The sequence below is a fragment of the Treponema sp. OMZ 838 genome, from assembly GCF_000775995.1.
Lineage (GTDB): Bacteria > Spirochaetota > Spirochaetia > Treponematales > Treponemataceae > Treponema.
The window spans coordinates 1931226-1950601 of record NZ_CP009227.1 but is presented as its reverse complement, the minus strand read 5'-3'; the positions used below and the strand labels follow the sequence as shown (position 1 = coordinate 1950601).

Annotated in this window: 15 protein-coding genes and 1 pseudogene; 7 read left to right on the top strand and 9 right to left on the bottom strand. The window is 43.8% G+C overall.

The genetic code is table 11. The features are described from left to right. Positions 1–74: 74 nt before the first annotated feature. The 9 genes and pseudogenes from QI63_RS08925 to QI63_RS08890 form a co-directional block, all read right to left on the bottom strand. Positions 75–455 (bottom strand): annotated as a pseudogene (locus QI63_RS08925) (class I SAM-dependent methyltransferase); the annotation flags it as partial. A gap of 191 nt (positions 456–646) precedes the next feature. Continuing rightward, positions 647–1567: an IS481 family transposase gene (locus QI63_RS08920; RefSeq protein WP_016525501.1), complete on the bottom strand. Its 921-nt coding sequence runs from the start codon at positions 1565–1567 to the stop codon at positions 647–649. Between the two features lie 34 nt (positions 1568–1601). Further along, the gene (locus tag QI63_RS13550; protein WP_200877749.1) at positions 1602–1880 is read right to left on the bottom strand and encodes a helix-turn-helix domain-containing protein; all 279 of its coding nucleotides are present in this window, start codon (positions 1878–1880) and stop codon (positions 1602–1604) included. Beyond that, entirely contained in the window at positions 1859–2170 is a 312-nt protein-coding gene (locus QI63_RS13065) for a transposase family protein (RefSeq protein WP_200877747.1), read from the bottom strand. Before QI63_RS13065 ends, QI63_RS13550 begins: the two co-directional genes overlap by 22 nt. A gap of 185 nt (positions 2171–2355) precedes the next feature. After that, positions 2356–4089 (bottom strand): aspartate-alanine antiporter, encoded by a 1734-nt coding sequence (gene aspT, locus QI63_RS08910; RefSeq protein ID WP_044015666.1) that lies wholly within the window; start codon positions 4087–4089, stop codon positions 2356–2358. Positions 4090–4106: 17 nt separating this feature from the next. Next, positions 4107–5705: a bifunctional aspartate transaminase/aspartate 4-decarboxylase gene (locus QI63_RS08905; RefSeq protein ID WP_044015664.1), complete on the bottom strand. Its 1599-nt coding sequence runs from the start codon at positions 5703–5705 to the stop codon at positions 4107–4109. 332 nt (positions 5706–6037) lie between these two features. Next, positions 6038–7777: an ABC transporter ATP-binding protein gene (locus QI63_RS08900; protein ID WP_044015662.1), complete on the bottom strand. Its 1740-nt coding sequence runs from the start codon at positions 7775–7777 to the stop codon at positions 6038–6040. After that, positions 7770–9515 (bottom strand): ABC transporter ATP-binding protein, encoded by a 1746-nt coding sequence (locus QI63_RS08895; protein WP_044015661.1) that lies wholly within the window; start codon positions 9513–9515, stop codon positions 7770–7772. Before QI63_RS08895 ends, QI63_RS08900 begins: the two co-directional genes overlap by 8 nt. A gap of 124 nt (positions 9516–9639) precedes the next feature. Next, on the bottom strand, positions 9640–10248 hold the full coding sequence (locus tag QI63_RS08890; RefSeq protein WP_044015658.1) for a TetR/AcrR family transcriptional regulator: 609 nt from the start codon (positions 10246–10248) through the stop codon (positions 9640–9642). A gap of 270 nt (positions 10249–10518) precedes the next feature. Between QI63_RS08890 and rpiB the strand changes: the two genes are divergently transcribed. The 7 genes from rpiB to QI63_RS08860 all read left to right on the top strand — a co-directional run bounded on the left by rpiB (position 10519) and on the right by QI63_RS08860 (position 19341). Then, positions 10519–10971, top strand: a complete 453-nt coding sequence (rpiB, locus tag QI63_RS08885; protein ID WP_044015656.1) for a ribose 5-phosphate isomerase B — start codon at positions 10519–10521, stop codon at positions 10969–10971. A gap of 434 nt (positions 10972–11405) precedes the next feature. Beyond that, positions 11406–12575 carry an ATP-binding protein gene (locus QI63_RS08880; protein WP_044015654.1) on the top strand — a complete coding sequence of 390 codons (1170 nt, stop codon included), beginning with the start codon at positions 11406–11408 and terminating at the stop codon, positions 12573–12575. A gap of 100 nt (positions 12576–12675) precedes the next feature. Continuing rightward, positions 12676–13164 (top strand): GNAT family N-acetyltransferase, encoded by a 489-nt coding sequence (locus QI63_RS08875; protein ID WP_044015651.1) that lies wholly within the window; start codon positions 12676–12678, stop codon positions 13162–13164. Between the two features lie 251 nt (positions 13165–13415). Beyond that, positions 13416–14591 carry an iron-containing alcohol dehydrogenase gene (locus tag QI63_RS08870; RefSeq protein WP_044015649.1) on the top strand — a complete coding sequence of 392 codons (1176 nt, stop codon included), beginning with the start codon at positions 13416–13418 and terminating at the stop codon, positions 14589–14591. Positions 14592–14620: 29 nt separating this feature from the next. Further along, positions 14621–14764, top strand: coding sequence for a hypothetical protein (locus QI63_RS12875; protein ID WP_200877745.1), 144 nt, complete (start codon positions 14621–14623; stop codon positions 14762–14764). A 991-nt stretch (positions 14765–15755) separates the two neighbouring features. Then, the gene (locus tag QI63_RS08865) at positions 15756–16856 is read left to right on the top strand and encodes a slipin family protein (protein WP_044015647.1); all 1101 of its coding nucleotides are present in this window, start codon (positions 15756–15758) and stop codon (positions 16854–16856) included. A gap of 10 nt (positions 16857–16866) precedes the next feature. Then, positions 16867–19341: an ATP-dependent helicase gene (locus QI63_RS08860; protein WP_044015645.1), complete on the top strand. Its 2475-nt coding sequence runs from the start codon at positions 16867–16869 to the stop codon at positions 19339–19341. Positions 19342–19376: the final 35 nt, after the last annotated feature.

Below are 19376 nucleotides of genomic sequence, written 5' to 3'. Positions count from 1 at the left end.
TCTCTCGGCGTGGTGGCCATAGGAATTTTATTGTTTTTACCTGCAGGAACTTTTCATTATTGGAAAGCATGGTTGTTGATGGGGATATTAAAAGTTTCATTTTCAAATGGAAATGATTTTGTCATATCGCCTTGAACTGTGTTGATTTTTAAGCCTTCTCGTTTAGCAACCATATCATCTCTTTGTAATTGTGATTTAGAAAAATCCATTATGGTTACATCATAACCTTTTATAGCAAAAACCGGTCCCTGCTGTCCACCACCACAAGCTAAACCTAATATCTTTTTTCCGTTGGCTTTTTCAAACCATTCTTTCGGAACTTTTTTCCCAACAGTTAATGCAACAGAAATTGGATTATTTCTAACTTCTTCTAATTCTTCATGTGTCAATGGCTCAGTATAGTCATTTTTTACATTATTCCATCTATCTTCATTTAATTTTATATAATTGTTCATCTTATAATCTTCTCGTCCGTCTCATTATATCACTTTTTCCACATTTTGCCATTTACTCAAGCTAAATATCAATTAACCTGTGTGCTTATATTCAATCCTCTTGCTTTATTTCTTTGCTTTCTGTATAGATGTCAAACATTTGTTACAAAAATATATTAAAAAAAATGTTTCTTTCCTAATGTATCTTTAACCTACTGATTTTGCTTGTACTCTTTTAACACTTCATTTGGACTCTTAAAGCCTAGTACTTTTCTTGATATGTTGTTGTATCTTGTATTGTATTTCCTTATTGCCCTTAACAGTTCTTCCTTGCTTTTAAATTTCTTGTCTGCATAGTACTTGCTGTCAAGCCTGTGGCTTCTTTCCACTTTTCCATTCTCCCATGGCGAATATGGACGGGTTGTCACGTACTCTATCCCCTTCTCCTCCAGTTTCAGCTCAAACAGTGTTTTCTTATCACTTTCAGAATTTGTGAACTCTTTCCCATTGTCTGTCTGAACTTTCTTTATGTCAAATCCCTGCTCCCTTTCCAAGTTCTCTAGAAACTTTGCGGTCTGATAGGTGCTTTTTTCATCTGCTATCCTTAACACTCTTTTTCTTGTATATTCATCTAATGCCGTTATTTGATAATACTTCTGGTCACGTGTACCAAACTGTATGCATTCTTCCGGAACATATTTTATGTCTATCTGTACTCTTTCCCCAGGGTACTTCGCCTGTTCAACCTTTTTTTTTCTTTTATGCAGCTTTTTAGGCTTTTCTTTGGCATTGCCCTTCATTTTCCTTATTATCTTGCACATTGAATCGTATGTACGGCTATAGCCTTCCTTTCTCGCTTTGACATAAACTTCTGCCAGCCCTTCATAGCCAAATTTCCTGTACTTTTTCATAACCATCCCTACTTCTTCTTGCGTGTGCTGGTTTGGGTGGCTTTTAGGTCTTCTGCTTTTTGGCAGGAGAGACTGGACTGTGCCGTCGTATCTGTCTCTCCAACGTTTTATCTGCTGACGTGATGTCTTATACTTCACTGCTGCCTTTGAATTATTATTATGTTTTATTGCATACTCAATTGCCCGTTGACGAACACGGTATATTTCTGATATACTACTCATATGAAAGGTTTCTCCTTAATGTGGTTTGGTAGATTTACATTATATCAGAAACCTTTCTTTCTTCTAAATCGGTTAAATTTACACTCATAGACGCATCAACTGTATTTACTGACTTGAATTCATCTATTGATAGAATATTTTTTCTTCTCCTATCTTCAGTTAAACGGAGTATTCTGGCAATATTAGTAGGAGATACACAGTGTTCTCTTGCAATTAGGTCCATTGACTTAGTCTCACATAGGTTTAAAACTATAGACCTCTTAACATCATTCGATATGAAGCACCCCTTATCTACGATAGGTGTTTTAGCCATAAATGTTGACTCGCAATGCTTACAGAAAAATCTCTGCTTTTAACCATCAATATCAAAGGGGTTGTATTAACCCTATTAAAAAGTATTTTTACAGTCTGACTCCCATTTCTAATAATGTCATAATTTTCATTGACTATACCACACTTAGGGCAGCAAGCTGGCCTATATGAAAGCTTTCCCCTTAAGACTGTATATTCTATCTCCTTAATATTTTCTTTTTCGTTACCTAAAATTACTAAATTCTTATCGTTAATTCCTAAGATTTCTGTTATACTAGCATTAGAACACATATCATTTCTCCTTGTTTTTTATTTTGTGCGATTTAAATTATACACGAGATTTGATGTGTGTTCCTATTTTTTTGTAAAAATTTAGCGTTGGGAGAGGATTTTTTCTCTCACCAACGCTAAATATTATACAACCACTTTTCCTTAAAATAAATGTATGAATCTATCTATCTTATCTACTCAAATAACTAATGTATGCATATTGCTACTACAAGAGGACCTAAGACTGTAAGTAAAATATTTCCCATTGCATATCCTGGTGTATATGCTATAGCAAAAATACTTGAATCATATTCCTCCACAACTCCGTTAAGTGCTGCTGTACACGTTCCAGCACCACATAGAGCACCAATGATATCTACAGCATCCAACTTTAACACAAATCTTCCAAAGTAAACGGAAGCAATATGAGGCAAAATGGTTACCAAAACACCGATTAAAAGTACCTTTACGCCCATCGATTGCAGGGCGGATAAGAAGGATGCACCGGATGTAAGCCCCACAATGGCGATAAATAGATTCAGTCCCACACTCTTGCAAAACCACCGTGTTGCTTTCGGCATCAGTCCATAGTTAGAATGTTTGTCCTGATAATATCCGAATAAAAGCCCTCCAATCAAGGCACCTCCGCCGGATCCGAGTGTAATCGGAATTCCGGATACTACGAAGCTGATTGCACCGATTAATAAACCGAATACAAGCCCCATGCTGATGAAGGATACATCTGTCTCGGTACCTGTATCCTTCACATAACCAAGTTTCTTTACAACCTTCGCAATCAAGGCTTTCGGTCCCACCAATATCAAGTGATCAAGAGCCTTTAACTCCTCCTCTTCAGGGAGAATATTGTTATCTCTCATCCTTTCTGAAATGACGATTCCATTTTTTGAAAGATTCTTTATAACATCTAGAGAGAAATTGTTAGTTAAAACTATTTCTTGCTTTACCACATCTAGCCTAAGAGCTTCTGAATCATTAGTTTCCTCCATGCCAGAAGCTTCAAAATGCAATACTGCATCAAGAAGTCCGATAATCGTAACCGTATCCCCTTCCAGGAGCTGCACATCCGGTGCAAGGTTCACCTGTGTACCCTTTCGAATGATTTTCGTTATTGTAAGATCATCCCCGTACTGCTCTTCCACTGAACCTATTGTTTTACCAATAAATTCTGCACCATTTTCTATGCAAAATGCACGTGCTTTGATATTTCCAACAACAGTATTTTCCGAAGAAGACTCATGGAAATTTGTTTGATCGATTTTCTTCTTAACAGTATCTGTCAGATTTACACCAATTAACTTCGCTGCACCGTTTTTCAAAAACACCACTACCCCAACGGTTCCGAAAACATAGGTAAGCGCATAGGCAATTGCCATCTGACTTTCCGCTGTTTTCAGTTCTGTGCCTGAAAGCATTCCCTTCATCGTGGAATCCGCTGTTCCCAGGATTGCAGACTGTGTAAGGCTACCGGCCAAAATTCCGCCGGCTTCTCCCGCTCCGATACCAAAAGCCTTAAACAAAACAATCGAAACTGCAAAAGCTACCACGGCGAAGAAAAGGGATAGGATAATAATCTTAAGGCCGGAGCTTTTTAAACTTGCAAAAAATGAAGGTCCCACCTCATATCCGATAGCAAAAATAAACAGTGAGAAAAAGATTGTCTTTACAGTTCCGTCAATCTCATAGGTTCCCGCCCCCTTAAATACCAGGGATATGAGAAGTCCTACCAGCAAAGTTCCTACAGTGGCACCTATAGTAAAGGATTTGATTTTTAGCTTTCCAATAAGATACCCTAGTGCAAGACATATAAAGATAGAAATAACCGGATTTGCAATCAAATAATGGGCTATATCGGAAAAACCTGTTATCGTAATATGCTGTGCTGTTTCCAACACTTCATGTGAGATTAATCCTATATTCATATGAAATCCCCCTTATCCTATTTATCCTTTTTCTCTTTTGCATACTTTTCGTAATACTCCTTCAAAAGGGACAGGATACGATTTGCTATTTTCTTATAATCATTGTCCGCTAAGTTTGCTTCTGAAACTCTGACTGTACCCGGAGTTGCTCCAAAACCAACTCCTTCCATCAACACAACACCATCTTCCTTTGCTAGATGTAAAAGAAAATCTATTTCCTCAAATTCATTTCTAAGCCATGTTGCGAAGTTCTTATCATAATTTGTCTCTGCAAGTTGATATATGTCAATCAGTGTATAATATTTAGCATTGGAATCACTGTTATCCTCAGGTAAGCCTAATGTAGACATTAAATTGTGGTAACGAATCGCTGTAATTTCTTTACAAGCTTCAATGTATTGATCCTTTTCATTTTCAAGAACCAAATGAGTCATAGAAAAAAGAACCATCATAATCTGCTGTGGTGTAGATAGCCCGCTTGTATGATACAATCCAATAGATCTGCTGTCTGCACATATCCTTTCAACAAAGCTCATTTCCGAAGGATTAAATGTAACGATAGAATAATCGCTTTCTAGTTCTTTTTTCTTCTTCTCAGGAAGCTTCTTAATCAGTTCATCAAAAACATTATCTTCATTAATTGCTATAACTCCGAGTCTCCATCCTGTAACACCATAAAGCTTTGAATACGAATAAACCAAAATAGTGTTTCTTGGGCAAACGGAATAAACAGTGCGGAATCCATTTACAAAAGTACCGTATACATCATCTGTTATAATAATAAGATCCGGACGCTTTACAACTACCTTTCTTAACTGTTCCAAAGACTCATCTGTAAGACTACGAGAACCCGGATTTGATGGATTCACTAAGAAAAATGCCTTGACAGAAGGGTCCAAAAGCTTTTCAAATTCAGAATCTGGAATATGCCACTGATTTTCTTCCCTTGCTTGAAGATCGACCTCTGCTAAATCAAAATTTGATAGTCTCGGAATCTGAATATAAGGAGTAAATACCGGTGTGTTGATTGCAATGTGGTCTCCATCATTAAGTAGTCCATTATGCTTTAAGGAATCAAATATATAAACAATTGCAGCCGTACCGCCTTCTACTGGAAATACCTTAGTATTTTTTCTTAAATTAGCCTTCCCATATAGAATGCTTTGAAGAAATGCATTGATGATGTGCTCCGTATTCTCCAAACAACGGCTAGGAACCGGATAATTATTTCCTATAATGCCATTTGTAAGCTCCAAAATAAGGCTTTTCTTATCTAAATCTAGATGGTCTACGCTATACTCCACGATCTTTTTAAGAAATACATCCACCTCATCGTCACGATTTAAAAAAGCATTGTACCTCTCCTCAATTCCATTGGAGTCAACATATCCAGCTAAATCTCCTTTATCTAGAGTTCTTTTGCATTCTGACACGCCAAATTCCATCAGTCTTGCAAAAGCTAATCTTCCCAAGGTATTAATCCAATTAGGATTTCCTCTTCCTGCATTCAAAAATTTCAAATGTTTCTCATTCTTTTCTGATAATTTCAACATATCAAAGCTAATTTCAAATGCACCAAGTTTTTCTAATTTTCTTTCGAAGCTCTTTGTAATCATCTTTAATTCTCCTTTCCTTCTAACTGCATAAGTTTTTCTAACCACAATACAAAAAAACCATCAACATCTTTTATATTTAAATTATATCATTTAATTATATCATTCGCAAGCCATTTTGTATATTCTTGTCACATATGTATTATCTCACAACACCTCTTGCTTTATTTCTTTGCTTTCTAAGTTCCAGTTATTGAGTTCAGCAAATGAACTCACCACCTTTTTCTTCACAGTTTTCTCTCTACATATTTGCCGATATTATACCATTTTTAAGGCTTTTTTCCACTGTCAGATTTTTCCCCCACCCGAACGCAGTGAGGGGAACCTCCATATAATTATTTATGTACCTTCCAACTTGCAGCTTCGCGACGCTCGCCGATAAAGTTTCGGTAAATGCCGTCCTGCTCCATCAGTTCGGCATGTGTGCCCTGCTGTACAATCTTGCCGTGGTCTACGACGATGATTTGATCGGCTCTCTCAACGGTTTTCAGCCGGTGGGCTATCATGATGACGGTCTTTTCGGCGGTAAGCGCTTGGACGGCGTGCATCAGTTCGTTTTCATTTTCGGGATCAACGTTGGCGGTTGCCTCATCCAAAAAGATGACCGGTGCGTTTTTCATCATGGCGCGGGCAATAGAGATGCGCTGCTTTTCGCCGCCGGAAAGGCTTGCGCCGCCTTCACCGACAACCGTATCGTATCCTTGGGGAAGGCTTGAGATAAAGTCATGGCAGCAGGCTTTTTTTGCCGCAGCGATCACATCCGCCATCGGAGCGCCGGGCTGACCAAAGCGGATATTGTTGGCGATGGTGTCGTGGAATAAATAGACCGATTGGAACACAAAACTGAAATTCGCCATCAAGGAATCCATATCGTAATCTTTCACATTCCGGCCGCCCAGCATAACGGTTCCCCCGTCTACATCCCAGAACCGTGCAAGCAGATTTACTAAGGTGGTTTTTCCTCCGCCGGAAGGTCCGACAATCGCCGTCGTGGTCTTTTCAGGAATATGCAATGAAATCCCGTCGATGATCTTTCGCTTCTCATACGAAAATGCTATATCCTGCGCAGTAATATCACGCACTGCCGGTGTAATATTTTCTCCGGATATATCCATCTGCGGCGTGTTCAGAATTTCCTGCGCCCGGTCAACACTCATATCAACTACGCGCAGCAGTGACGAGTATTGTCCTGCCGTTTCCAGACTGGTATAGATGATAAATGAGGAGATTACCATGACAACAGCATTCAGCGCGTCCATACTTCCGGCACAATAAAATACGCATGAAAAAGCTACCATTGCCGCACCGGTAAGCTTGGCGATAAAACTCTGCAATGCTATGCGCGGCACCAGTGTCATTTCCATGTCGATATTGATCTTACTGTTTTCCGAGATAGCCTCATTTAATTCCTTGCTCTTAACTCCCGTCAACCGGTAAGCCTTAACCTCGGTCATTCCTTGCAGGTATTCCAGAACCTTTTCTACGAGTCTTTCATCTGCGCGTATCTTTTTTCCCGACACCTTTTCGGAAGCAATCCGGAGACGGCTGTTTGCAAAAAGAAACAGCGAAAAACCGCAGAGCAGTACACAGGCGATTCTCCAATCGAAGAAAAACAACATGATGACAATAAGCGAAGTTGTAAGCAGACCGTCGCAGACAAGCATTACCACACGGGTTGCAATATTTTCAAGGCTTTCCATTATATTAGTTGTGATAGACGTAATCTGCCCGAGGCTGTTGGCGTTAAAGTATCCCATCGGAAGATACCGCAGATGCTCCGCAATCTCCACTCGTTTTTTCGCACAAGTGTCATAGCCCCCTTCGGTCTGCAAGATAACAGCCTTTGATTTTAGCAATCCCGATCCGGCAATGCTGATCAGCATAATCCCTAACGAGAGCAGGATATCGTTTGTGTCTACCGTTCCGTTCATCAGCGCCCGAATCATCACTGCAATCGCCGGAATCTTTAGCGCCTCAAACAGCGCCTGGATAACATTGAGCCGAATGGAAGTGATAAATTTCCGGCGGTTTTCTTCACCGCAGAACGCAAAAAACTTTCTAATAACTTTAAGCATGATCTTTCACCTCAATATGTGCATTCCACATCGTTTCATATAACCCGTGATGAGAAAGAAGCTCATCATGAGTTCCGCTGTCTGCAACGGCGCCGTCTTTAATGACATAAATACAATCCGCAGAGGAGACCGTCGAGAGCCGGTGCGCAATCACGATGAGCGTCTTCCCCTCCGTCAGCTTCGAGATAGAGCGCTGAATGACCGCCTCGTTTTCAGGATCGGTGTATGCGGTTGCTTCATCCAAAATGATAATGGGCGCCGCTTTCAGCATTGCTCTGGCAATGGAAATACGCTGCCGCTCGCCGCCGGAAAGATGCCCGCCGGAAGTGCCTACCAAAGTATCGTAACCGTTTTCCAGCTCCATAATGAATTCATGGCAACCGCTTTGTCTCGCCGCTTCCTCCACTTCCGCATCAGTTGCATCCGCCCGTCCGATGCGGATATTTTCCCTGACCGTCATGTTGAATAGATAATTATCCTGCGAGACAAAGGCAATCTTATCCGAATAGGCCTCTTGCGGAATTGCGCGAATGTCCGTATCCCCCAGCAAAATTGAGCCGCTGCTCACATCCCAAAGCGAAGCGATGAGGCGCGCAATGGTACTCTTTCCGCTGCCGGAAGGACCGACCAGCGCAATAAAACGGCCCTCCGGGATTTCCATCGAAATGCCGTGAAGCACTTCCTTTTCCTTATACGAAAAATGAACATCCTGCAGTTTCAGCGTATTTCTCTTTGGAACAGTTCCGTCTACAGGGCGCTCCATTTCGGGAGCATACAGAATACTTTGAACTTCACCGAAGATGGTTCCCATGGTTCGAAAATCGTCCGAATAACTCATCAAGGTTATAAGCGGTGTGATGATGCCGACAGACAGAATAATAATTGTTACCAGATTCTGCGGAGAAAGAGAGCCGCCTTTTACCAAAAGACCGCCGATGGGGAGCACGGAAACCATTGTAGCGGGCATGATTACCGTGGCGAATGTAAAGGTGAGAATGCAGGAGCGCATCCAATCGATATAGCTGTGAGCGGCTTCATAGGCATCATGCACAAAGCGGTCGTAGGAACTTTTTGTATTTCCGAAAACTTTGATGACTTGAATACCGCCGATATATTCAACCGCCGTATCATTGAGCGCTTTGGTGGCTGTAACCGTGCGTTGATAAAATTGAGGACTGCCCTTCATCATAAGACTATAACAGAAAAATCCCACCGGTATCGTTGCAAGCGAAGCCAGCCCCATACGCCAATCAATGGTAAAAATGTAGATCAAAATGATGACGGGGATCAGTAAATTTGCGGTGAACTCCGGAACGATATGCGCCAGTGTTGTTTCAATGCTGTCGATACGTTCGATGAGCGTATTTTTGAGCGCCCCGGAACTTTGCTCCAGCACCGCCCCCAGCGGCATTCTTGTCAGTTTTTCCGTGCAGCGTTTTCGGAGTTCAGCGAGTACTGCAAACGTTGCTCTATGACTTGTCGATGTACTGAGCGCATGAAACAGTACACGGCAAAACCAGAACGCTGCGATAATCAGACAACGTATCATATAATATGAAAGGTCTTTGTTTCCGCCCATCAAACCATGTACGATGCCGGCAACAACAAAATACGGTGCGATGGAAAAGGCCACACCGATGACTGCGAGGATAACACTCAAAACATATTGTCCTTTGTGTTCCCCTGTTTGTCCCAACGCCCACGCGATAGGCGAAGGACTTTTTTCTTTTTCCTTCATAAGCAAACTTCCTTTTGTTAGCTAACAAACAATAGTTAGCATTAGCTAACATTTACTTAAACTCATCGCCACTCTTCACACACGAGGCGGTGTGTCTTTTAACACTATTCAATTATGCAAGCTATCAGAACCCTAACAACTGCTTCCAGCCCGGAACAAAGAATGCCTCTACCGTTGTTAAGCAGCGGAGTGCTTCTTTCACGCTGTAATTATGGATAACCGGTTCAAAAAGAGCAGTCGTATATGCTGAAAGCAAAAGATGCAGCTCCTTTGGAGTAATATCCCTCACCGCGTAGCCTTGCGCTTTCAGCATCGGCATATATTGTAAAAGCTGCGCTTGCTGCCCCTCTGTAAGATCGTGGAGGAAATGCTCGTACTTACTCCCCCGCGATTTTGCCAGCAATAGATGATATTCTTCCATGTTCGGATAGATAATCTCACGCATCATGTCGATTTCAGAATCCCGCCACTGTATACGTTCTTCGTGATGGACTGCATCCACATACCGCGCAACGTGCGCATCCAACCAAGCGTTTATGCGATCCACCGCAGGAGCGACAATTTGATCAAAGAGGTCTGCTTTATCCACACAATGCCGATATATTCCCGCAGCCGTCATACCGCAGCGTTCAGCAATGCGCCGCATGGAAGACTTATCAAAGCCCATCTCCATAAATTCGGCTTTTGCCGCAGCTATAATTTTTATATGATTGGCGGTTTTGTCTCTCGGCATGGATTCCTTCTTTTGCATACAGCGTTAGCTAACACATATAAAAATACAACCGATTGGGGTAGGTGTCAAGGGGATGAGTGTATCTATTCCGAAGAACGCGAAACAAATCTGCGTGAGTTTTTTAGAGATATCCTATCCATAGTATTTTCGCTATAAATATGTTATTATGTTGTAGCACTGCAATAGAAGTTGCAATAATTGCGATCTTTTCTATAAGATTCCGGTTTGTAGAAAATGATCAAAAATCTTACGATACAAAGGGAGCATACTATGAAGGTCGGTTTTGGATGCGATCATGCATCGGTTGGATTAAAACATATCTTAATGGAACATGTACGAAACAAAGGGTATGAATGTGTCGATTACGGAACGACAGATCCGAAGGTTCCGGTCGATTATCCCGAATTCGGTTTAAAGGTTGCTGAGGCAATTAAATCGAAGGAGGTTGAAAAAGGAATATTGATCTGCGGATCAGGTATCGGTATTTCCCTCGCCGCAAATAAGGTTCCGGGAATCCGTGCTGCCGCGTGTAGTGAACCGTGCACCGCAAAATTGGCTGTTGAGCACAGTGATATCAATATCGTTTCTATGGGGGTATGTATTGTAGGCCCTGAAATAGCAAAAGCAATTGTCGATGCTTTTTTTGATGCACAGTTTGAAGGCGGCAGCTACACAAAACGCGTCAATATGATCGGCGATATAGAAAAGAAGTACAGTAAATAATATCATAGGCGGGCGGTATAATGTAACAAACCGCTCCGCCCCCTGCTCATAGCCTTAGTCTATAGAGAGATAATGTATACCGCTACAATAGGATTAGCGATGGGAGCTTCTGATTCACATCACGGACATCCTTGTCCGTATAGAAACGAAGCGGAGAAATGGAGCGAAAGCGAAACAGCAGACGTAGCGACCCGAACGGAGTGAGAAAACCACCATATAAAAACAAGACCTTAGATTATCACTGCATAAAACTTTAGATTACAACCCGTCAAAACTTTAGATTATCACCATATAAAACTTTGGATTATTCCCAATATTGACTTTAGGATTCTCCCATAGTATACTTTGGATTATCATCTCCAATGCTAGACCTCTTCAGCAACAGAAGGGGTAAACAGGTCTACTTGTAATCGGATTAAAAAAGGAGCGGCGATATGGTTAAAAGGACAGCGGAAGAGGCGTTGCGGCGGTTGGCTTCTCAGTTTCCGGTGATTGGGATAACCGGGCCGCGGCAGAGCGGGAAGTCAACACTGGCAAAAGCGGTTTTCCCTGATAAAAAATATGTGACGTTTGATGACCGGACAATGCGGGATCTTGCAGCGTCGAATCCGAATGACTTTATTATGGCGTTTCCCGATGGTGCGGTGATTGATGAGGCGCAGAAAGTACCGGAAATCTTTGATGCGATAAAACTGCATGTGGATCGGGAACAGAGCGCTCCGGGAACGTTTATCGTAACGGGTTCCAGTCAGCTCCGGTTAAAAGCAAATATGACGGACAGTTTGGCGGGGCGAGCAGCGTTTTTGAAGCTGCTGCCGTTTTCCATTCACGAATTACAGACGGGCGGTGTGCTGCCGGACAATCCGTATACGCTGATTTTTTCGGGTCAATATCCGCCCCTCTATGATACTGCCCGGCATTTTATTCCGGAGGATTGGTATGAAAATTATATCGATACCTACTTGGACTTGGATATACGGGATCAGATTAATTCCGGCAATATTTCGCTGTTTAAGAAGTTTGTTCAAATATGTGCGGTGCAGAGCGGGCAGCTGCTTTCTATGGATAGCATTGCGCGGGATACCGGTATTTCCGCACCGACGGTCAAGAGCTGGCTTTCTATTTTAGAGGCTTCGTTTATTATCCACTTCCTTGAACCGAACACCAATAATCTTGGAAGAAGTATTGTAAAAACGCCGAAGCTCTATTTTGTTGATTCAGGACTGCTGTGTCATCTTTTACGGCTGGAGACAAAAGAGGCTTTGCTCTTGAGCAGATACAAGGGAGCAGCGGTTGAGACCTTTGCCGTTTCAGAATTACTGAAATATCGCATGAATCAGGGCAAAAAAGCGAATCTGACCTTTTTTAGAGACAGCAAGGGCTTGGAGGTAGATACGATTGCGGATTGGAACCGTACTTTTGCGATTGAGATAAAAAGCTCCAATGCCCCGGATGCAAAGCTGTCGCGCAGCACAAAAAAATATTTACAGCTGCTGAATGATGAAACGGCAAAAAATGCGGTGTTTTATTTATCCGATATGAGTATGGACATCAACGGTACTTCCTATGTGAGCTGGCGCGATTGGGAAAAGCATTTACGGTGAGCTTTTACGATTATTGCTGTAGATAATACCGCTACAATACATATAATAGAACAGGGTAAATTTTTATGCTGGTTTTGTATAAAAAGTAGGAGAGGTGCTGATGGATATTCATTTTAACAGGCTGACTGCAAAATATAAAAAAGAAACAATCGATATTTTCAATTATTATATTGAACACACAACAGCAGCATACCGTTCCGAAAAAGTTGGGTATGACTTCTTTAACACCCTCGTTGATGACGATGTTGTCAGCGCATACGCGATAATGAATAATGCAAACGAGGTTATCGGATTTTGTATGCTGGAAAAATATAAAAACATCCGAACATTTAACGAACTCGGCGATTGCATGTATTTCATTAAACAGGAAATGACCGGAAAAGGTGTGGGACGGGAAATCGTATCATTGCTGGAAAATGACGCAAAACAACACAGCATGAAAAAGCTTGTTGTTGATATATCCGATGAGAATGAGCAAAGCATTGCATTTCATAAGAAGCATGGGTTTATTGAATACGGAAGATTGAAGAACTGTTGGCGGAAATTCGGCAGGAACATCGGAATAGTATATATGTGCAAGGAGATATAAGCTCTGTGCTGCCCACAGGGTTAGCGATAGGAGCTGCTGATTCACATCACGGACATCCTTGTCCGTACAGAAACGAAGTGGAGGAATGGAGCGAAAGCGGAACAGCGGACGTAGCGCCCCGAACGGAGTGAGGCCCCCAGATAAAACTTTAGACTATGCAGGATAGTACAATCATGTATTCTATGTTAAACTTAAATAAATAGATTTATCAAAGCGTTTTTTCCATTCCATAAAATGATTAGGAGGCTATGATGTTCAATTTTGTTTTTGATGTACCGGTAAAGATACTGTTCGGGAAAGGCAGTGTCGAAGGGCTTGCCGATGAAATACTAAAGTACGGCAATAGAGTGTTGCTCTGTTACGGCGGCGGGAGTATCAAGAAAATCGGGCTTTACGATACGGTAACGGCGCAGTTAAAATCAAAAGGTATCTTTTATGCGGAGCTGTCAGGCATCTCTCCCAACCCCCGGATAGAAGAAGTTGAAAAAGGAATCGCGCTGGTACGGGAACATAAGCTTAATTTTATTCTCCCTGTCGGCGGAGGAAGTTCCATCGATTGTGCTAAGGCAATCGCTGCCGGTGCGCACTATAACGGCGACCCGTGGGACATTGTTACCCGGAAGGCATCAGCGGAGAACGTCCTCCCGCTCGGTACTGTCTTAACCCTTGCAGCGACGGGTTCCGAAATGAATTGCGGAGCCGTTATTACCAATTTTAAAACCAAGGAAAAGCTCGGCTTTGAAGTACCGTCTGCAATGCCTAAATTCTCGGTGATGGATCCGTGCTACACGTTCTCGGTACCCAAAGAGCATACGGCCGCCGGTACTGCGGATATTATGAGTCATACGTTTGAAAATTATTTTTCGTTGGATGACGGGGCTTACTTACAAGACCGGTCCGCCGAAGCGGTACTCAAGACTTGTATCCACTACGGCCCCATTGCGCTGAAGGAACCCGATAATTATGACGCCCGCGCCAATCTGATGTGGGCAGGAACATGGGCAATTAACGGCTTGTTGGGTTGCGGAAAAATGACGATGTGGTCGGCTCATCCGATGGAACATGAGCTGAGCGCCTTTTATGACATTACGCATGGGGTAGGACTTGCAATCCTGACCCCTCACTGGATGCGGCACGTACTGAACGATAATACCGTGCATAAGCTTGCCGAATACGGTGTCAACGTGTGGGGCTTGCCCGCAGACGCGGATGTCTATAAAACGGCAAACGCCGCCATCGATAAGACATCGGAATTTTTTGCATCGCTCGGTATCCCGATGACGCTGCGTGAAGTCGGTATCGGCGAAGAGCATCTTAAAGAGATGGCGGAAGCGGCTGTGATGCACCGGAGCCGCAGCGGAAAAATCCGCGGCTTCCAAACCTTAACGGCAGCCGATGTTCTTGCAATTTATAAAGCGGCGCTGTAAAAGAGTTTTTACACTGATAGCGTTTTTTTATGAATTTTAACTGGACTAATATACTGTATTCGCTGCCCAGAGTGATTATCGGCCTTACCGTACATGAATTCAGCCATGCCTTCGTTGCGGATAAACTCGGCGATGGCACGGCAGTCATGTATTTTTATCGGGACTCAATTTAAGCAATGAAGTTGAGCGGAAAATAACACAATACGGCACTCTTACTTTGTTTGCTGCCATAATCATCGAAAACATAATCGATATCGATTTACTCCCTATCGGTACATTTACTCATTGGGTTGTAAATTTAGTTTTTCGTTAACTAATGGGAATCAACAAACATATTTGAAGCACGGCTGCGCTGCGCCGGAAATCCGATGCGTTTACTCTAATATGAAATGTAGCATTCGCTACCAAAATCCGTACACTTATGATATAATACTTCTCATAGTTTTGATTATACAATCATAGGCATCTGCAAAAAACTCAGGTATAATTTCTAGAGATGCTCGCAAAAAGAAGGCAAGTACACTCAACATTTTTTAAATATTTGCCCTGGTGCATTCTCACTTTCCTCTAGCCAAGGCCTCGATAAACTCATACAATAAGACGTCTGTTTTTTTCACGCGGTGTTTCATTTAGAGCACAGCAGCGCCGGAACAGTAGTCTCCTGCGTTCTGCCGTGAAAAAATATGAGATAACCCGGTGTCGAGTTAGAGCAAAGCACTCTCTCGCCCGGCTGGACTAATTGGGTTCGATTCCCAACTGCACTTCACGCAGCGTATGGTAACACAGCTTCTGAAAAGAAGCACCACAACACATACGGAATACTTGCCCTCGCTGTCTGCGGCAAAGGCGCTGATGTCTCGGCGCTTTTGCATACTGTTTCTATCTGATGCCGTGCCGTCCCGAGGACTTGTGCGGGGTCAGGTGAGGAGCTTGCAGACGGCAACCGGCGGATAACTTAGCATTGCAGCAGATACCGGAATGTAGAGCGCAGCTGCCGAAACTCAGTACGCTACGGTTCTCTTTTTAGAAAGAGCGCCTAACCGTACCGAGCATAGAAGCATTGCAGCATTCCTAAAGCCGCGATCCGTTCTTCGACGGCAGGACAGGTCTTCCGTATTCTTTTTAATCTCAGGGCAATTGCCTCAGCTATTACAGGGAGTAAGTATGTATATTAGGTTTGATCAAAAGGTATTGCTATTTAAGCACGGAAAGTTTATCAAAATCCTAAAGCCTGGATTTTTTTTGAATTGGAAAAGCTATACGCTTGAATATCATTCGGTTTTTGAAGAACTGCATACCGCAGGCGATCCGGCTGAACTGCTTGCCGACGAGGCATTCCGCAATCAAACGGAAACCGTTACGGTGAGTGCCGGTCATATTGCGCTCTATTTTGACGATGAGTTTTTAAAAGACGTGTTAACACCGGGACAGCATATTTTTTGGAATAATAGCCGCGTTAAAACATTTCAGCAGATTGATTTGAACAATCCTGAAATCAGCGCGGATATTGATCGGAATATCCTCACTGCCGATGTATTGAAACCCTACGTTATCAGCTATGGAGTTGAACCATACGAGAAGGGGCTTCTCTACTTTGATAAACAATTCATCAAAATACTTGAACCGGGGAATTATTTTTTCTGGAAAGGTGTTCAGTCCATCAATGTGATAAAAGCCGATATGCGTGCACGGCAACTTGAAATTTCAGGTCAAGAAATATTGACAAAGGATAAAATCCTGCTCCGGCTTAATTTTATGTGCCGGTATAAAATAAACGATCCGGTTACTGCGCTGGTTGCAAATGTCGATTATGAAAATCAGCTGTATGTGTGCTTTCAACTTGCATTGCGCGAGTATGTCGGCACGCTCCTTTTTGATGAGCTGCTGCAAAAAAAACAGGAAATCAATGCCTTTGTCATGGAGACTCTAAAACCGTATCAAGCGCAATTCGGTATCGAAGTGCTTTCATGCGGACTGAAAGATACTATTTTACCGGGAGAGATTCGGGATATTGTCAATCAAGTGTTGATTGCCGAAAAGAAAGCGCAGGCGAATATCATCACCCGCCGCGAAGAAACCGCTTCGACGCGGAGCCTCCTCAATACCGCTAAATTGATGGAGGAAAATCCCTTGTTGCTAAAACTCAAGGAACTTGAATATGTCGATAAGATGAGCGAAAAGATCAGCCAAATTTCCATTACCGGCGGCGGGCAGATTTTAGATCAACTTAAAGAATTGCTGACGGGAAATCTTAGCCAAAAGTAACATGAGAACGATGGAAGAAACGTGCGGATATTTATCGGTTTTAAATCCTGAACAACTTGAAGCCGTGTGTCATACCGGCTCGCCGCTTTTGATTTTGGCTGGTGCGGGTTCGGGGAAGACGCGGGTTATTACAACAAAAATTGCGTGGCTCATTGCAGAACAAGATGTGCGTCCTGAATCGATTTTGGCAGTTACCTTTACCAACAAGGCTGCTCGGGAAATGGCGGAACGGGCACAGGCACTGGATGAACGCGCAGCCAGGTCGAGTATCCGCACCTTTCACTCTTTCGGTGCGTGGATGCTGCGCCGGTATGCCGAATGGGCGGGGCTTTCTCCCAATTTTACGATTTACGATGATGATGATTCGGTAACGCTGTTGATGAAAGTGCTGCCTCAGCTAAATAAGCAGGAGGCGCAGCGCTTTATACGGAAAATCTCCCGCGCGAAAGATTATTGCCTGTTGCCTGATAACCCGCAGCTTACGATGATCGACCCCGCGCCTGAGTTCGCTGTAATCTACCGTGCGTATCAACAGCGGCTCCGTGAAACAGGGAATGCCGACTTCGGCGATTTGATTATGCTGCCGGTTCAGCTGCTGCAAGAACATACCGCTATTGCCCAGCAGCTTCATAGACGCTTTAAAGTGATCCTCGTGGATGAGTATCAGGATTCAAACAGCGCTCAGTTTCAGCTATTGCGGGAATTGACCGGCGAAGACACGTATGTCTGTGTTGTCGGCGATGACGATCAGTCTATTTACCGGTTCCGCGGCGCGGAGGTGCAGAACATCCTGACCTTTGACCGTCAATTTCCGCACACAAAGATTATCCGGCTGGTGCGGAACTACCGCTCGTATGAACCGATTTTGCGCGTCGCCGACTCGGTGGTTTCCCGCAATGAGGGCCGGCTCGGTAAAACGCTGATTGCAGCACGCGGAACCGGCGGACAAAAGCCCTGCCTTTATTACCTACCGTCTCAAGACGCGGAGGCAGAGCTGTGTGTGCAGCTCATCAAAAAGGCGGTACGGGCAGGCGGTGCCTATTCAGATTGGGCAATTTTGTACCGCACCAATGCACAGTCGCTCAACTTTGAAACAACTTTCCTGCACGAAAAAATTCCTCACAAAGTAGTCGGTACGCTCAAGTTCTACGAACGCGAAGAAATTAAAGATGCGCTTGCTCTTTTGGCGCTTATCGCAAACGGACGCGATGAAATTGCCTTCCGCCGTATGGTGAATAAACCCGCGCGGGGAATCGGCGAAACCACACAAAATAAGTTGGTTGCGTACGCTCGCGCAGCATTTACAAATTTATCCGCAAATACAGGTTCAGCGGCAACTGTGGAAGAAGCGGCAACCATAGAACCACCGGCATATACAGGTGTATTGGCATTCGGCAGTTCACCGGAACAAGACAGTGGAAGCGCTCAACAAGAGTTCACTCAACTGCAAGAACCCACTGCCCTACCCTTGCGACAACAAGCAGAAGCTATACCGCAACAAGGAGCCGACTATATTACTGTACTACTCGGCGCAGGAGCAAAGCTCCCGATACCCAAGAAAGCAGGTACCGCGCTGCAGGAGTTTTTAAACACATTGCATTCGCTCCGCAGCCTTCTTGCCGAATACGATTCCGCAAATACCGCCGGCGCTGCGGCGTTTGATACGGCAGTGGACATCGATGCACAAGCCGACGACCTGCGGTCTGATGCCCCAATCGGCAGTACCATAGACACCGGCGCCTCTGAACAGGCAATTACGCAAAAACACGGACAGCAGGGCGAGCGGCTCGCTGCCTTTGTACTGGCGGTTATCGAGCAAACAGGTTTAGGCGTTTTTCACCGGAATCAGGACGAAGTGATGGGTACGCAGAAAACAGCGAACTTGCAGGAACTTGCCAATACCGCCTCGCTGTACCCCTGCTCGGCTGCCGGACTGACTTCCTTTTTGGAGCATATCGAACTGGACCGCAGCCTTGCGGAAACCGATGCAGGAGCCGATGCCGTGCAGCTTATCACTATGCACAACACAAAAGGGCTTGAGTTCCGCAATGTAATTATCACCGGTCTTGAAAACGGTATTTTTCCGCGCAATGACGAAAGCGCCGAAGATATGGAAGAGGAGCGGCGGTTGATGTACGTTGCCTGTACCCGTGCACAGGACGCGCTGTATATGACCAGCTGCGCAGCACGGCGGATGTACGGAAAGCTGTCGTATATGGAACCAAGCCGCTTTTTAGCGGAAATTGACAGCGGTCTTGTCGACGTGATAGGACAGTCCATTGCAAGCTTTACCTCTCCCGCCGACGAAGAAGCTGCATTATGGAAGTGCGGGCAGCAGATCTTTCACGACGACTACGGCTACGGCTATGTCGTACAGTCAAGGCAAAGCGGCGGCGAATTGGTGATTACCGTACAGTTTGAAAACGGCAGCCAGAAACGCTTTTTCCCTGTGTATCAGAAGAGTCAACTTTTTCGTGTCGACTAGTCTTTTGCAAATATACGACGCATCTACTGCGTCGC

Coding starts and splice junctions, on each gene's coding strand:
- QI63_RS08865 (WP_044015647.1), top strand. CDS start 15,756: ATGTATATTAGGTTTGATCAAAAGGTATTGCTATTTAAGCACGGAAAG.
- QI63_RS12875 (WP_200877745.1), top strand. CDS start 14,621: ATGAATTTTAACTGGACTAATATACTGTATTCGCTGCCCAGAGTGATT.
- QI63_RS13550 (WP_200877749.1), bottom strand. CDS start 1,880: ATGGCTAAAACACCTATCGTAGATAAGGGGTGCTTCATATCGAATGAT.
- aspT (WP_044015666.1), bottom strand. CDS start 4,089: ATGAATATAGGATTAATCTCACATGAAGTGTTGGAAACAGCACAGCAT.
- QI63_RS08875 (WP_044015651.1), top strand. CDS start 12,676: ATGGATATTCATTTTAACAGGCTGACTGCAAAATATAAAAAAGAAACA.
- QI63_RS08890 (WP_044015658.1), bottom strand. CDS start 10,248: ATGCCGAGAGACAAAACCGCCAATCATATAAAAATTATAGCTGCGGCA.
- QI63_RS08900 (WP_044015662.1), bottom strand. CDS start 7,777: ATGCTTAAAGTTATTAGAAAGTTTTTTGCGTTCTGCGGTGAAGAAAAC.
- QI63_RS08870 (WP_044015649.1), top strand. CDS start 13,416: ATGTTCAATTTTGTTTTTGATGTACCGGTAAAGATACTGTTCGGGAAA.
- QI63_RS08860 (WP_044015645.1), top strand. CDS start 16,867: ATGGAAGAAACGTGCGGATATTTATCGGTTTTAAATCCTGAACAACTT.
- QI63_RS08905 (WP_044015664.1), bottom strand. CDS start 5,705: ATGATTACAAAGAGCTTCGAAAGAAAATTAGAAAAACTTGGTGCATTT.
- rpiB (WP_044015656.1), top strand. CDS start 10,519: ATGAAGGTCGGTTTTGGATGCGATCATGCATCGGTTGGATTAAAACAT.
- QI63_RS08895 (WP_044015661.1), bottom strand. CDS start 9,515: ATGAAGGAAAAAGAAAAAAGTCCTTCGCCTATCGCGTGGGCGTTGGGA.
- QI63_RS13065 (WP_200877747.1), bottom strand. CDS start 2,170: ATGTGTTCTAATGCTAGTATAACAGAAATCTTAGGAATTAACGATAAG.
- QI63_RS08920 (WP_016525501.1), bottom strand. CDS start 1,567: ATGAGTAGTATATCAGAAATATACCGTGTTCGTCAACGGGCAATTGAG.
- QI63_RS08880 (WP_044015654.1), top strand. CDS start 11,406: ATGGTTAAAAGGACAGCGGAAGAGGCGTTGCGGCGGTTGGCTTCTCAG.